The sequence below is a fragment of the Nocardia sp. NPDC058499 genome, from assembly GCF_042719915.1.
Classification (GTDB): domain Bacteria; phylum Actinomycetota; class Actinomycetes; order Mycobacteriales; family Mycobacteriaceae; genus Nocardia.
The window spans coordinates 637,973-651,367 of sequence record NZ_JBHXMZ010000004.1; the positions used below are offsets into that span (position 1 = coordinate 637,973).

Here is a 13,395-nt window from a genome sequence, read left to right on the forward strand (position 1 = left end):
CCCACGCAACCAACCTGGGGCACTCCCCGAACCCCAACGCAACCAACCTGCGACACGCCCCGAACCCCAACGCAACCAACGGCGCAGCCGAGTCTTACGAGGCCCTGAAAGGTTTTGGCCCGTCCCTGCTGTCAGTGCTCGATGCGATGCGGCGCAGCCGCGAGTGTCGAGTGCTGACAGCAGGGACCAAGGTGGGCCAAAACCCGCGCCGACGAAGTCGGCGCAAAAAAATACAGCACTCTCAGATCGTTCTCAGTCGTGTTCGGCACCCTGGACAGGGAATATGAGCAGAATAGAGAGACTATGACCGAGGATTTCACCAATCGGCCGGACCGGCCGGAAGAAGGACCGGTGCCGCCCTCGCATTCGCATCCCCAGCCGGGTGCGGCTCATGACCCCGGCGTCCCCGCGCCGCCGGGGCAGGCCGGCGGCGACCGGTATCCGGGCGGGCAGCCGTTTCCGGGTCCACAGCCCGGCGATACGGCCGCATACCCGGCGATGGGCCACCCGTACGGGGGCCCGCCGCCGCCCGGGGGGCCGCCGCCCGGCGATATCGGGCAGTTCTATGCCGGCCCGCCGCCCGCGCCGCGGAAGAGTTCGCTGCGTACCGGGCTGGTGGCCGGGGGGATCGCGCTGGCACTGGTCAGCGGTGGCGTCGGCGGTGTGGTCGGCGCCCTGGTCACCGATTCCGGTAGCCGGCCGGTAGCGACCAATGCGCTCGATGCGCCGGTGCCCAAGGTCAAGGATGCCGCGAACGCGCCGGCGGGTTCGGTGCAGGCGGTCGCGCAGGAGGTCACTCCGTCCGTAGTGATGATCGAGGTGGCGAGCAACCGCGGGCAGGGTGAGGGCTCCGGGGTCGTGCTGTCCTCGGACGGGCTGATCCTGACCAACAACCACGTCGCGGCCGGCGGTGGCGCCGGGGGCGATATGCGGGTGACCTTCGCCGACGGCAGTACCGCCCCGGCGACCCTGGTCGGTGCCGATCCGGTCTCGGATCTGGCGGTGATCCAGGCGCGCGGGAAAACGGATCTGAAACCGGTCGAGCTGGGTAGTTCGGCCGGTCTGCAGGTCGGGCAGCCGGTGGTGGCCATCGGCTCGCCGCTCGGCCTGGCCGGCACCGTCACCACCGGGATCGTTTCGGCGCTCAACCGCCCGGTCTCCACTACCGGTGAAGGTGGCGGCGACCCCACCGTGCCGAATCCGGTGATCGACGCCATCCAGACCGATGCCGCGATCAACCCCGGTAACTCCGGCGGCGCGCTGGTCGACAGCCAGGGGCGGCTGATCGGTATCAACACCGCGATCGCCAGCCTGGGTTCGTCGGGTGCGGCCGGTCAGCAGAGCGGTTCGATCGGCCTCGGGTTCGCGATTCCGGTGGATCAGGCGCGTCGGGTCGCCGATGAGCTGATCAAGACCGGCCACGCCACGTACGCTCAGATCGGGATGACCGTGCAACGCGACGAATCCATTCACGGAGCGCGGGTTCTCGAGGTCACCCCGAACGGCCCGGCGGCGCAGGCCCGGATTCCGGCGGGCTCGATCGTGACCAGGTTCGACGACCGCACGATCGATTCCGGGGACGCCCTGGTGGCCGCGGTGCGATCGAAACAGCCCGGGGACAAAGTGCAAGTGACGTACACGGATCGGCAGGGCGGTGGTTCGGAGACGGTCGAGGTGACCCTCGCCGCCGCCGCGGTGGAAGGAGCACGGTGATGCAGTTGGTGACCGGGGGCGGCCACGCCGCGACCGATATCGGCGCTACGGTGAGCGGTATGGAAATCGATGCTCCTGTGGCGGGGCGCGCACTGGTGGTGGTCGTCGACGATCGAACGGCGCACGGCGGCGAGGATTCGCTGGGGCCGTTGGTCACCGAACTGCTGACCGAGGCGGGGTTCCTGGTCGATGCGTCCGTTTCGGTGGAGGCCGACGAGGTGGCGATCCGGAACGCCTTGAACACCGCGGTGATCGGCGGTGTGGATATCGTGATCTCGGTCGGTGGTACCGGGATGTCGCCGCGTGATGTCACGCCCGAGGCGACGGCCGAGGTTCTCGACCGGGACCTGCCCGGGATCAGCGAGGCGCTGCGCGCATCCGGCCGGGTGGCGGGGTCGCTGGACGCCGGTCTATCCCGCGGCCTGGCCGGTATTTCGGGTAGCACCCTGGTGGTGAACCTGCCGGGTACACGGGCCGCCGTCCGCGACGGTATGGCCACCCTGGGCCCGTTGGCGAGTCGCGTCATCGGCGAGCTGTCCGGTCTGCTGGAGTGAGCCGGGGCGTGCGGTATGAGTGAGGGTGCGAACCCCGAGGTCCCCCGCCGGGTGCGACGCCGGGCGGGGGATCTCGCACGTGTGGACCGGGTTTTCGGTGAGGTGCTGCCGAGTACCACGCGCGATGAACGGGACGACGGTTCGTCAACGGACCGCGACGGCGACGACTGGTTGCGTTCGCAGGTTCCGCCGCATCACGGGGACGCGGGCTGAGTCGCAAAAGGCTTGGTGCTTAACGCTTTCCGTTCGAATACGGCATGAGTTCGCTATCTCGAGGGGGTAACGGGGTGGGTTTTCGGGCCAATTGTCCAGAACTGGGCTCGAGAGGATTTTGACGACGCGTGTCCGGGTGGCGCGCGTCTTTTCTTTCTTCCATACGCCGGTGGGTCGATCTGTTTACGGATTTTTATCGTTTCGGCGTGGTGGGGCGGCATTTCTGCTACAGGTAGTGACCTGCACGTGCACGCGCCGCTATACGTATATGTGAAATAGATCACATCAACGTATAGCGAAAAGAAGCTTTGTCCAATCTGTTATCGACCGCTTAATCTCGGTGCGTCGACCGCCGCAAAGGCGGTCCGGCGGGCTTGCAATACGGGGTCAGCCGGTCGCTTTCGTGTGCATTGTCTGTTTTTGGGCGTTGCACCGAAATAACAACGGGTCACCTGTAGGTAACAAACGAGCGAAACACTGGTCGGAGCCGGAGAGCGGTGTGTCCGAGCTCGAAGGCCTGCTGTTTGTCCGAATGATGAGGGGAAATATGAGCGAGAACCGCACCGACGGGGTACGTAGTGGCGCCAGGATCGCGGGTATCGGTGCCGCGGCCGCTGTCGCCGTAGGCCTTCTGTCGGTGGGCGCTGCCAACGCCGATACCTTCGTGCCGCTACCGGACGGCCAGAAAGCCGGCCCGGGTGTCACCATCTCCCGCACCGGTGAGCATGCCGTTATTTCGCCCTCCATGGCCGCCAACGGCGCGGGCCGGGTCGTGTGGGTGTCCGGTAACGCGATCGCCGACGTCACGGTGACCCCTGAGGGTGAACCGGGTCCGAACAACGGGCCGACCGGTGAAGACGGCACCAACAATTCGTCCACCCACGGGGCTTCGCAGCTCAACACCGGTTATATCGTCGGCTGCCAGGTCAGCATCGGCGACGAGGCGATCGGCCTGGGCGGATCTCTCGGTTTGAGCCTCGACGGCGGAAACGTCGGCGGTTCGGTCGGATTGGAGGTGGGTCCGGGCGAGGTGAAGTTCGTCCAGATCGACTACAAGGACATCACCAAGCCCGGCAAGTACTCCGTCGAGTACCAGGACGCCGAAATCGAGATCCAGGGTTGCGCGGGTTACGCGCAGGCGCGGTCGTACACGGTGGTCGAGATCATCGGCGACCACTACTCGAAGACGACCCTGTACGGCCAGCCGTTCAGCATCGGCTGAACCGCCCGGTCCGTCCCGTCGTATCGAAACGAACCTCGTCTCGCGTCGATTCGCGAGCTTTCCCCTCGAAGGGTCCAACCATGATCAACCGAAAGAATATGGCGCGCTTGGCCGGTGTCGGTGCCGCCGCCACTCTCGCCATGGGTCTGTTCTCGACCGGAGCGGCCAATGCCGATACGTTCATTCCGCTGCCCGGCGGTGAACTCGTCAAAACGCTGTCCGACGGCACGGTGGTGACCGTGCGCATGGTCGGTGAATCGGCCACCATCAGCCCGTCGATGGGTGCTACCCCGGTGCATCGCAACGCCTGGGTCTCCGGTAGCGCGCAGGTCGAGATCGCCGGCGGCGAAGACGTAGGCGGCAAGATCTACCCCGGTTATGTCGTCGGCTGCCAGGTCAACATCGCCGGCGGCGGTGCCGAGGGCGGCGCCAGTGCCGATGTGGATACGGAAGGAAATGTCAGCCCGAGCGCCGAAACCGGCGCGAACCTGACCGTCGGCCCCGGCCAGGCGAAATCGTTCTACGTCCTCGATATCGAGAAGCCGGACGACTACGGCAGCGAGGATCACGCCACCAACAACAGCTTCGGCGGCAACACGGGTTCGGTGACCTGGTCCGACCAGACCATCGGCCTCAACGGCTGCGGCGGCTACGCGCAGGCGCGGTCGTTCATCAGCGTCGAGGTGGAAACCGAGAACGTGATCAGCTACGTGACCCTGTGGGGTCAGCCGTTCAGCCTCGGCTGACAACCGATCGAACGGTAGTACCGGCACGGAAACAGGCCCGCCGCAGCAGCGGCGGGCCTGTCTCGTGCCCGGCAGGCCGGCTATCCGCTGCCGGGCGGTTTCCCCAGCGCCCGTCACCTTCTGGTTACCTGCGAATCATCCGGATGCCACACCGAATCGGTGGCGCGGTAGCCGAGTGTTCACCGGCTGTGTGGTTTCGGGTTCATCTAGTGGCTACAGCCGTAACCCAAGCTCTATGGAGCCTGTTCTCGGGCCGCCCCGGCGTCGATCGCTGCGAAGCCGGGTGTCGCTGTAAAACCTTGATGAGGGGAAATATGAGCAAGAACCGCACCACCGGTCTGCGCCACGGCGCGCGCGCCCTGGGCGTGGGCGCTGTCGCCGCTGTGGCCATGGGTCTGTTCTCCACCGGTGCCGCCCACGCGGACACCTTCGTTCCGCTGCCGGACGGTGAGAAACTGGGCCCCGGTGTCAAGATCAACCGCACTCACGAGAGCGCGCTCGTCTCGCCGTCGATGGCCGCCAACGGTGCGGGCCGGACCGTGTGGGTCTCGGGCAACGCCACCGCCGACGTCTCGGTCACGCCCGAAGGCGAAGCCGGCCCGAACAATGGCCCGACCAATGAGGACGGCACCAACAACTCCTCCACCCACGGAGCTTCGCAGCTCAACACCGGCTACATCGTCGGCTGCCAGGTGAGCATCGGTGAAGACGCGATCGGTCTGGGCGGATCCCTCGGTCTCACCCTGGACGGCGGCAGCCTCGGCGGCTCGACCAGCGTGGAGCTGGGCCCGGGTGAGGTCAAGTTCGTCCAGATCGACTACAAGGACATCGAGAAGCCCGGCGTCTACTCCGTCGAATACCAGGATGTGGAGATGGAGATCCAGGGCTGCGCCGGCTATGCGCAGGCCCGCGCCTACACCGTGGTCGAGATCATCGGTGACCACTACTCCAAGACCACCCTCTACGGGCAGCCGTTCAGCATCGGCTGACGCGCTGACACCGGTCGAATTCACCCCACCAACTCTCGCTGTAGCGAATTCAACCCCAGAGGGGCAGATACACATGTTCACCCGTAAGAATCTGGCGCGCCTCGCCGGTGTCGGCGCGGCCGCCTCGGTCGCGCTGGGCCTGTTCTCCACCGGCGCCGCCAACGCCGACACCTTCATTCCGCTGCCCGGCGGCGAAATCGTCAAAACCCTCTCCGACGGCACCGTGGTGACGGTCCGCATGGTCGGCGAATCCGCCAACATCAGCCCGTCCATGGGTTCCACCCCGGTGCACCGCAACGCCTGGGTGTCCGGTAGCGCCCAGGTCGAGATCTCCGGCGGCGGTGAGGACGTGGGCGGCAAGATCTACCCCGGCTACGTCGTGGGCTGCCAGGTCAACATCGACGGCGGTGGAGCCGAAGGCGGCGCCGACGCCGAAGTCGATTCCGAAGGCAATGTCACCCCCTCGGGCGAGGTCGGCGGCAACCTGACGCTGGGCCCCGGCCAGGCTGATTCCTTCTACGTGCTCGATATCGAGAAGCCGGACGACTACGGCAACGAGGACCACTCGACCAACAATGGCTTCGATGGCAACAGCGGTTCGGTCACCTGGTCCGATACCACCATCGGCCTGAACGGCTGCGGCGGCTACGCGCAGGCTCGGTCCTTCGTCAAGGTCAAGGTCGAGACCGATAACGTCATGTCCGTCGTGACGCTGTGGGGCCAGCCGTTCAGCCTCGGCTGATAGGCCATGCCTCGTATCCCGGCCAGGGCAGCCCGCACCGGCCGGATCGGCTTCCTGGAGGGCCCCTCGCGCAACTGCGCGGCGGGCCCTTTTCGGGTGTCAATGCCTTTTCGGGGGTCAATGGAAGATCACCGTGAGCGCGCTGTTCAGCGAGGCCGCGGCGACGGCGGCCGCGCGCCGCGAATCGAGGGCCACCAGCACCACCGGCTCGGCGCGGCCCGCGCCCGGTTCGGCAGCGGGCTGCGGAACCAGCACCACCGCGGCATCCTCGGCCAGTATCGCGGCCAGCGCCGGGTCCGTGGTGTCGGCGGCGACGACGTCCACTCGGTCACCGGCGCGCAGGATTTCGGTGATGGCGGAATCGGCGAGCCGTATGGGCACAATCCGGGCATCTCGGGAACCGGTCGCCACCTCGGCCAGGCGCGGACCGACGATCCGGACATCGGTCAGTACCTCGCCGGGACGGAGGGCTGCGGTGAGGACCCCACCTGTCAACGCGGCCGGATCGGTCTCGGCGCCACCGGGCGCTACGCCGGGCGGCAGCCGTGCGAGCCGGAGGTCCGCGGGCGCCAGCACATGGCCGGGAGCGAGATCACGGGCGGCCACCACCACGGAGACACGGGCGCGTTCGGGATCCTCGCGGAGGAAGAGTATTGCGGCCGCTACGACGCACAGACCGGCGAGGATTCGCCGTAACAGCACCACATCCGCCCACGGCGGCCGGTTGTCGAACGCGTCCCGCCAGGTTTCCCCGGATCCGAGGCGACCGCGGGTGCGGGTTGCGGAGGGTGGGCGTAGACGGCTCATAGACCGAGCCTATGGGCGGAAAACCCGCCTCGGCCCGGCCGTGGATTGATTGTGGACAACTTGCGGGCTGTGGATGGATCAGCGCGCGGGCACCGCCCCCGGTGCCGGGTATTCGCTCAGCTGGCGGCGGCGGCCGGTGCCGAGGAAGTGCCGGAGGAACTCGAGGAACCAGAGGAACTCGAGGAACCGGAGGAACCGGAGGAACCGGAGGAGCCGGAGCCGGAATCCGAGGAGCCGGACGAGCTGTCCGATTTCGCCGGATCGCTGGCCGACGATGCCCCGCTGCGACTATCGGTCCGGTAGAAGCCACTGCCCTTGAAGACGATGCCCACCGAATTGAACAGCTTGCGCAGCACCCCGGAGCACTCCGAGCACACCGTGAGCGCGTCATCGGTGAACGACTGGACGATATCGAAGCGGTTGTCGCACTGGGTGCACGCGTATGAATAGGTTGGCACTGGGTCCTCCGCGGTATTCGAGAATTAGCACTCTACAGGCCACAGTGCCAACAGTGCCAATCGCGGATTGATTCCCGCAGGTACGAGGGTGTGCTGAGGGTCTCGGGGGCAATGTGATCTGTCTGGGCCGAGGGCTCGGTGAGCGTGATCTGCACCCCGTGTGTCAGCGGTGTCGCGTCGGATAGCGCGGATGCGTGGATCTAGGCCGGGTCGACCCTGGTCTCGGGGTAGCCGTCTGGTCTCGGGGGGACCATCCGCAAAGGGCGGGGCTGTAATTTTTGAGCCGCTCCGCGGCTCGAGGGTGGGGCCCTTATAGGCCCGGTTCTTCACTCCTGCGCTCCTCCGCTTCGCTCCTCCGCTCCGTCGCTCCAGAACCGGGCGGGCCCCACCCAGGGAGGTTCAGGCGGGGCCTCCTCCGTGGAGGTGGGGCCGTGTGGCGCCGCTGACCTGCTTCTCGGCCGGGCTCGGGTCATGGTCAGCTCTCGGCGCTGCTCCTGATCCTGGGGCGCCGGTGCCGTTCTGTTGGGGGATCGGCCCAGGGAGGGGATCACAGGTGAGGGTTCAGGGGGATCGGCCCAGGGAGAGGATCACAGGTGAGGATCCAGGGGGGTCGGTCCGGCGGTCGGGGTGAGGGCCCAGGGGATGCGGATATCGTGGGGTTCTTCCGGTAGGTGCTCGACTACTTCGTCGTCGCGGACGACCACCATCAGGCGTGCGGTCGGAGTGGCCAGGCCGAGCGTCCGGTCGTAGTATCCGGCGCCCTGGCCGAGTCGTACGCCGCGCCGGTCCACTGCCAGGGCGGGAACCAGGATCAGCTCGGCAGTGGCGACTGCTTCCGGTGACAGCACGGGCCCGTCCGGTTCGAGCAGGCCGTAGCGTGCGGGGCGCAGGGCGTCAGCGCCGGTGTATTCGCCCCAGTACAGCGGACCGGTTTCGCGGGTCACCGGCAGCAGTACCCGGTTCCCGGCCGCCCGCAGTGCCTCGGCGATCGCCACCGATCCGGGTTCCCCACGGACGGGCACATAGGCGCATACCCACCCGGCCGTTTCCAGCCGGCCCGCCGCCGCCGCGAGCGCGGTGGCCTCCGCGGCGCGTACGGAGTCGGGAACCTGCAGGCGCCGGGCACGGATCGTCGCCCGCCAGGCCTGTTTGTCGATCTCCTCGGGCATCCGCACGGCGACAACCCTATGCGCGCAACCGCGCCTGGCGCCGCGCCGCCTGATGCGCCCGGTTCCGAGCCGGCTCATTACGCCCGGTAGCGGCACCGGTTCACCAGAATTCGGCGCCGCCGGCCAGGTCCGGTCTCGCGTGGGCCTCCCCACCCGAGACCGAACGCCCGGCCTTACGCCCGCTGCCGCGCGGACGCACGGGCCGAGCAGCCGAAACCGGGGTGCCGGAGGCGCGCCGATATAGACAGCCGTTTGAACGGAGAGCACCGTGGATAGGGTGTGTATATGACAGCAGAGGCCGCAGTGCAGGGGAACGGGGAAGCGCACCCGTCGAAACCGGAATTCCGGACGGCCGTCGTACCTGCGGCCGGGCTGGGAACCCGATTCCTCCCCGCCACCAAAACCGTTCCCAAGGAACTGCTGCCGGTGGTCGATACCCCGGGCATCGAACTCGTCGCCAGCGAGGCGGCCGGGTCCGGCGCCGAGCGGCTGGTTATCGTGACCTCGCCCGGTAAGGACGGGGTCACCGCGCATTTCGTGGAGGATCTGGTGCTGGAGCACACCCTCGCCGAGCGCGGGAAGTTCCAGCTGCTGGAGAAGGTGCGCAAGGCGCCGGGGCTGCTCGATGTCACCTCCGTCGTGCAGGAGGAACCGCTGGGGCTCGGACATGCGGTGGCCCAGGCCGAAGCGGTGCTGGACCCGGACGAGGAGACCATCGCGGTGCTGTTGCCCGACGATCTGGTCCTGCCGTGCGGGGTGCTGGATGTGATGAACCGGGTCCGGCGTAAACGTGGCGGGTCCGTGCTGTGCGCTATCGACGTCCCCAAGGACCAGGTGAGCGCGTACGGTGTTTTCGATGTGGCGCCGGTGCCCGATGCCGTCAACCCTGACGTGATGCGTGTCAAGGGCATGGTCGAGAAACCGAGCCTGGACGAGGCGCCGTCGACCTACACCGCCGCCGGCCGCTATCTGCTCGACCGCGCGATCTTCGACGCCTTGCGCCGGATCGGCCCGGGCGCCGGTGGGGAACTGCAACTCACCGACGCGATTTCGCTGCTGATCGACGAAGGACATCCGGTGCATGTGGTTGTCCACCGTGGGTCGCGCCACGACCTGGGTAACCCGGGCGGCTATCTTCGTGCTGCGGTGGATTTCGCGCTGGAGCGTGACGAATACGGTCCGGCGCTACGCGAGTGGCTCCAGCACCGGCTGAGTCCGGACTGGGACCCGCAACTCACCGTGGACGAATGAGATCGCCTGCGCCGGCGAGGACATCGGGAAGGGCTGGATGCGCTCTGTCGAGGATCAGCAGATCAAAGTGACGGCCGCGGCCGTCGCGCCGCGACCGGTGCGGGTCGCGATATCCGAGGCCCAGGGGCTGCTGTGCGCCGAGGATGTGGTGACCGAGCGGCCGCTGCCGGGTTTCGACCAGGCCGCGATCGACGGCTACGCCGTGCGCAGTGTGGACGTGGCCTCCGCGGGCGCCGATATCCGCGACGAGGACGGTGAACTGGTCGATCTGACCCTGCCGGTGGTCGGTGAGGTACTCGCCGGTTCGCGCCAGCCCATCCGGCTGCAGCCGCGGCAGACTGTCCGGGTGGCGACCGGGGCGCCGCTGCCCACCCTCGCGGACGCCGTACTGCCGCTGGATTTCACCGACGGCGGCCGGGGACGGCTCAAGGTGTACGAACCGGTGCGGTCCGGCGATTACGTGCGCCGCGCCGGTGACGATGTGCAACCCGGCGATGTGGCTGTCCAGGCCGGCACGATCATCGGGCCCGCCCAGGTGGGGCTGCTGGCCGCGGTGGGGCAGGACAAGGTGCTGGTACATCCGCGGCCGCGGCTCTCGGTGATCTCCATCGGGGAGGAACTGGTCGATATCGACCGGATGCCCGGGCCCGGGCAGGTCTACGACGTGAACTCCTATGCGCTGGCCGCCGCCGCGCGCGATGCGGGCGCGGATGTGAACCGGGTCGGTATCGTCGACGCCGACCCGCGCCGGCTGCGCGATGTGGTCGAGGGTCAGCTGGTGCGTGCCGAGGTCGTGGTGATCGCGGGTGCGGTCGGCGGCTGGGCTTCCGACCAGGTATGTGAGGCGCTGGAAGGTCTCGGCGAACTGGAGATCGCGCGGGTCGCGATGCACCCGGGGTCCGTTCAGGGTTTCGGCCGCCTCGGCCGCGACGAGGTGCCGACCTTTCTGCTGCCGTCGAATCCGGTGGGTGCGCTGGTGGTTTTCGAGGTCATGGTGCGGCCGCTGATCCGGATCGCGCTGGGCCGGCGGCAGCCGATGCGCCGGATCGTGCGTGCCCGCACGATCACCCCGATCCAGTCGATGGCCGGCCGCAAAGGCTATCTGCGGGCTCAGCTGATGCGCGACGAGGCCACCGGTGAGTACCTGGTGCAGCCACTGGGCAACAGCGCGGGCGGCTCGTCGCATCTGCTGGCCGCCATGTCGGAGGCCAACAGCCTGATCGTGGTCGAGCCCGACGACACCGAAATCCGCACCGGTGACAAGGTTCGAGTCGCGTTCCTGGCGCAGCGCGGCTAGAAGTGGAGTCCATGAACGTATTCCGGGCTACGCAGCACCCAGGGTGGCCCGCACATCTGGGCCCGGTGCGGGTGGGGGCCGGTGCGGTCACCTTGCGGCCGGTGCGGTTACGGGATGCCGCGGCGTGGAGCCGGATCCGGTTACGGGATCACGATCATCTGGAACCGTGGGAGCCGACGGGGCGCGGCGCCTGGGAAGCGCGCAATCATGCGTCGAACTGGCCGCCGCTGTGGTCGAGCCTGAAGGCCGAGGCGCGGCGGGGGGCGATGATCCCGCTGGTGATCGAGGTGGACGGTGCGTTCGGCGGCCAGCTCACGGTCGGGAATATCGTGCGCGGCGCACTGCGTTCGGCGTGGATCGGGTACTGGGTCACCCGGGACCTCGGTGGGCGGGGCGTGGCGACCGCGGCCCTGGCACTGGGGCTCGATCACTGTTTCGGCCCGGTCGGGTTGCATCGGGTCGAGGCCACGGTGCGTCCGGAGAATCTGGCCAGTCAGGCCGTGCTGCGCAATGTCGGCTTCCGTGAAGAAGGTTTGCTGCGTAGGTATCTCGATGTGGACGGGGCCTGGCGCGATCATCTGCTGGTCGCCATGACGGCGGAAGAACTGTCCGGCAGGGTGGTCGACCGGCTGGCCCGGGAAGGGCGGTTGACGCTGCGCTGAACCGGCTCCGGGAACCGGCCTGTTCGGTCTCGTGCTGGTGGAAATGTGACTCATGTGGCGTATGTGCACGGCGCGCCTGCCGTGTTGTACCCCTACTCGGAATTAACCTACGGACGTCGGTGGTGCGCCTCGCGCCATCGGCGGGAAGCTCGTACCACGATCTGCGAGACGTGCCCGCGGGGAAGAACTCCGGCGTCGGGACGCACCGGTCATGGCGTGGGCTGCGACGTTGACCATGCGGACGGAGGTGCTGACGACGATGGCGAACTCGATCCTGTGGATCGGCCTGGTCGTAGTGTGGGTCTTCGTCCTGTTCCCTATCCTGGCCGACCGGCATCCGAGAATCCGCCGGACAACGGACACCGCGCTGGCTACGCGGGTACTGCATCGTGGAGATTCCAAAAGGCGCAAGAGAAGTGGGTATGTCCGCAAAAAGCGGTCCGGCCGGTCCTATCGAAAGCGGCACCACGGCAACGATGCGGAGGATCGCATGACCACAACAGCCGAGGAGACCGTCACCGAGGCTGACGAAAAACTACCGCACACCGACCCCGGCGACGAGCCGGCCGATATCGTCGACGATGCCGGCACCCCGGCGGAATCCGAGCATCACCCGGATACCGAAGACGACCGGGAAACGGAGCCCGCCGGCGATACCGCCGCGGAAACCGAACCGCTCGGCGGAGACGTGATGGATACCGCGCCCGCCCGGATTCCGCCGGTCCGCGCCGACAACCGGCGTGCGCCCGCGCCCGAAGAACTCGAGGACGACGGAGATTTCGTGCCCACCCGGCGCGGACGCGGCGGCTACGATCCCGAAGCCGACGCCATCGCGCGCGCCGCGCGCTACACCTTCCGGCAGCGTGCCGTGGTCGCCCTCATTCTCGGTACGGTGCTCTGCGGCGGTCTCGCCGTGGCCATCGGCCCGCTCTTCTGGTGGGGATGCGGCGGTGCGCTGCTGTCGTTGGTCACGTACCTCGGATACCTGCGCAAGCAGGTGCGGATAGAACAGGAGATCCGGCGCCGGCGCAGTGCCCGGCTGGCCGACCGCGCTCGGGACCTCGCCGGTGAGCCCGACGAGACCGAGGAGCTTGCCGCTCCGGCCGCCCGGCCCGGTATGGACCGCGATACCGCCCGCGCCCTGCGCCGGCGCTCCCATCTGCTCGAACCGGATGACGAAGACCCCGCCTTCGAGCATCTGGACGCCTACGACGCCACCATCGCCCGGACGGTGCGTCACCGTGCCAGCGGCGGCGATATCCGGCGCGCCGCGGGGGCGTGAACGGTATCGGGCAACGCCGCCCGGGCTACCGTCGTCGCCGAATAATCGCAGGTCAGCACCTCGATTCGGTGTAATGTAACCCGGTTTGCTAGAGTGGCACAGCGCGGTTCACCGAGCCGCACGGGGCTATAGCGCAGTTGGTAGCGCGTCTCGTTCGCATCGAGAAGGTCGGGAGTTCGATTCTCCCTAGCTCCACAACTAGAAAACCCCCTCTGAGCAGGTAAAAGGCCGGAGGGGGTTTCCCGTTTCAGTGGGCATACACCAGGCCGCTGGGCACAGGTTGGGCGCAC

14 protein-coding genes and 1 tRNA gene are annotated in these 13,395 nt (G+C 67.8%); 12 read left to right on the forward strand and 3 right to left on the reverse strand.

The features are described 5' to 3' along the window. Positions 1–303: 303 nt before the first annotated feature. The 7 genes from ACFWPH_RS16300 to ACFWPH_RS16330 all read left to right on the forward strand — a co-directional run bounded on the left by ACFWPH_RS16300 (position 304) and on the right by ACFWPH_RS16330 (position 6,179). Complete coding sequence (locus ACFWPH_RS16300; protein WP_378751660.1) at positions 304–1,713, forward strand: S1C family serine protease; 1,410 nt, start codon at positions 304–306, stop codon at positions 1,711–1,713. After that, positions 1,713–2,267: a molybdenum cofactor biosynthesis protein B gene (locus ACFWPH_RS16305; protein WP_062973648.1), complete on the forward strand. Its 555-nt coding sequence runs from the start codon at positions 1,713–1,715 to the stop codon at positions 2,265–2,267. Before ACFWPH_RS16300 ends, ACFWPH_RS16305 begins: the two co-directional genes overlap by 1 nt. 15 nt (positions 2,268–2,282) lie before the next feature. Continuing rightward, a complete protein-coding gene (locus tag ACFWPH_RS16310; RefSeq protein ID WP_378751663.1) occupies positions 2,283–2,480 on the forward strand; it encodes a hypothetical protein in 198 nt (65 codons plus the stop codon). A 547-nt stretch (positions 2,481–3,027) separates the two neighbouring features. Then, a complete protein-coding gene (locus ACFWPH_RS16315; RefSeq protein WP_378751665.1) occupies positions 3,028–3,702 on the forward strand; it encodes an MspA family porin in 675 nt (224 codons plus the stop codon). Between the two features lie 80 nt (positions 3,703–3,782). Further along, positions 3,783–4,448 (forward strand): MspA family porin, encoded by a 666-nt coding sequence (locus ACFWPH_RS16320; RefSeq protein ID WP_378751667.1) that lies wholly within the window; start codon positions 3,783–3,785, stop codon positions 4,446–4,448. Positions 4,449–4,762: 314 nt separating this feature from the next. Next, entirely contained in the window at positions 4,763–5,437 is a 675-nt protein-coding gene (locus ACFWPH_RS16325) for an MspA family porin (protein WP_280419139.1), read from the forward strand. A 73-nt stretch (positions 5,438–5,510) separates the two neighbouring features. Further along, positions 5,511–6,179, forward strand: a complete 669-nt coding sequence (locus ACFWPH_RS16330; RefSeq protein WP_378751669.1) for an MspA family porin — start codon at positions 5,511–5,513, stop codon at positions 6,177–6,179. Between the two features lie 117 nt (positions 6,180–6,296). On the opposite strand, the gene ACFWPH_RS16335 is transcribed toward ACFWPH_RS16330, so the two are convergent. The 3 genes from ACFWPH_RS16335 to ACFWPH_RS16345 all read right to left on the reverse strand — a co-directional run bounded on the left by ACFWPH_RS16335 (position 6,297) and on the right by ACFWPH_RS16345 (position 8,613). Continuing rightward, a complete protein-coding gene (locus tag ACFWPH_RS16335) occupies positions 6,297–6,986 on the reverse strand; it encodes an SAF domain-containing protein (RefSeq protein ID WP_378751671.1) in 690 nt (229 codons plus the stop codon). Between the two features lie 116 nt (positions 6,987–7,102). Next, positions 7,103–7,444, reverse strand: a complete 342-nt coding sequence (locus tag ACFWPH_RS16340) for an FmdB family zinc ribbon protein (RefSeq protein WP_378751673.1) — start codon at positions 7,442–7,444, stop codon at positions 7,103–7,105. Between the two features lie 587 nt (positions 7,445–8,031). Beyond that, positions 8,032–8,613 (reverse strand): 5-formyltetrahydrofolate cyclo-ligase, encoded by a 582-nt coding sequence (locus ACFWPH_RS16345; protein WP_378751791.1) that lies wholly within the window; start codon positions 8,611–8,613, stop codon positions 8,032–8,034. Positions 8,614–8,898: 285 nt separating this feature from the next. On the opposite strand from ACFWPH_RS16345, the gene ACFWPH_RS16350 reads away from it, so the two are divergent. The 5 genes from ACFWPH_RS16350 to ACFWPH_RS16370 all read left to right on the forward strand — a co-directional run bounded on the left by ACFWPH_RS16350 (position 8,899) and on the right by ACFWPH_RS16370 (position 13,300). After that, positions 8,899–9,864: a UTP--glucose-1-phosphate uridylyltransferase gene (locus ACFWPH_RS16350; RefSeq protein ID WP_378751675.1), complete on the forward strand. Its 966-nt coding sequence runs from the start codon at positions 8,899–8,901 to the stop codon at positions 9,862–9,864. 37 nt (positions 9,865–9,901) lie between these two features. Further along, on the forward strand, positions 9,902–11,161 hold the full coding sequence (gene glp, locus ACFWPH_RS16355) for a gephyrin-like molybdotransferase Glp (RefSeq protein ID WP_280419144.1): 1,260 nt from the start codon (positions 9,902–9,904) through the stop codon (positions 11,159–11,161). 11 nt (positions 11,162–11,172) lie between these two features. Beyond that, on the forward strand, positions 11,173–11,823 hold the full coding sequence (locus ACFWPH_RS16360) for a GNAT family protein (RefSeq protein ID WP_280419145.1): 651 nt from the start codon (positions 11,173–11,175) through the stop codon (positions 11,821–11,823). 259 nt (positions 11,824–12,082) lie between these two features. After that, positions 12,083–13,105 (forward strand): gephyrin-like molybdotransferase receptor GlpR, encoded by a 1,023-nt coding sequence (glpR, locus tag ACFWPH_RS16365; RefSeq protein ID WP_378751793.1) that lies wholly within the window; start codon positions 12,083–12,085, stop codon positions 13,103–13,105. 122 nt (positions 13,106–13,227) lie between these two features. Then, a tRNA-Ala gene (locus ACFWPH_RS16370) sits at positions 13,228–13,300 on the forward strand. Positions 13,301–13,395: the final 95 nt, after the last annotated feature.

Excerpts from the sequence above, each read along its gene's own strand:
- ACFWPH_RS16335 (WP_378751671.1), bottom strand. The coding sequence starts at position 6,986 with ATGAGCCGTCTACGCCCACCCTCCGCAACCCGCACCCGCGGTCGCCTC.
- ACFWPH_RS16345 (WP_378751791.1), bottom strand. The coding sequence starts at position 8,613 with ATGCCCGAGGAGATCGACAAACAGGCCTGGCGGGCGACGATCCGTGCC.
- glpR (WP_378751793.1), top strand. The coding sequence starts at position 12,083 with ATGGCGAACTCGATCCTGTGGATCGGCCTGGTCGTAGTGTGGGTCTTC.
- ACFWPH_RS16305 (WP_062973648.1), top strand. The coding sequence starts at position 1,713 with ATGCAGTTGGTGACCGGGGGCGGCCACGCCGCGACCGATATCGGCGCT.
- glp (WP_280419144.1), top strand. The coding sequence starts at position 9,902 with ATGCGCTCTGTCGAGGATCAGCAGATCAAAGTGACGGCCGCGGCCGTC.
- ACFWPH_RS16310 (WP_378751663.1), top strand. The coding sequence starts at position 2,283 with ATGAGTGAGGGTGCGAACCCCGAGGTCCCCCGCCGGGTGCGACGCCGG.
- ACFWPH_RS16315 (WP_378751665.1), top strand. The coding sequence starts at position 3,028 with ATGAGCGAGAACCGCACCGACGGGGTACGTAGTGGCGCCAGGATCGCG.
- ACFWPH_RS16325 (WP_280419139.1), top strand. The coding sequence starts at position 4,763 with ATGAGCAAGAACCGCACCACCGGTCTGCGCCACGGCGCGCGCGCCCTG.
- ACFWPH_RS16350 (WP_378751675.1), top strand. The coding sequence starts at position 8,899 with ATGACAGCAGAGGCCGCAGTGCAGGGGAACGGGGAAGCGCACCCGTCG.
- ACFWPH_RS16360 (WP_280419145.1), top strand. The coding sequence starts at position 11,173 with ATGAACGTATTCCGGGCTACGCAGCACCCAGGGTGGCCCGCACATCTG.
- ACFWPH_RS16330 (WP_378751669.1), top strand. The coding sequence starts at position 5,511 with ATGTTCACCCGTAAGAATCTGGCGCGCCTCGCCGGTGTCGGCGCGGCC.
- ACFWPH_RS16300 (WP_378751660.1), top strand. The coding sequence starts at position 304 with ATGACCGAGGATTTCACCAATCGGCCGGACCGGCCGGAAGAAGGACCG.
- ACFWPH_RS16320 (WP_378751667.1), top strand. The coding sequence starts at position 3,783 with ATGATCAACCGAAAGAATATGGCGCGCTTGGCCGGTGTCGGTGCCGCC.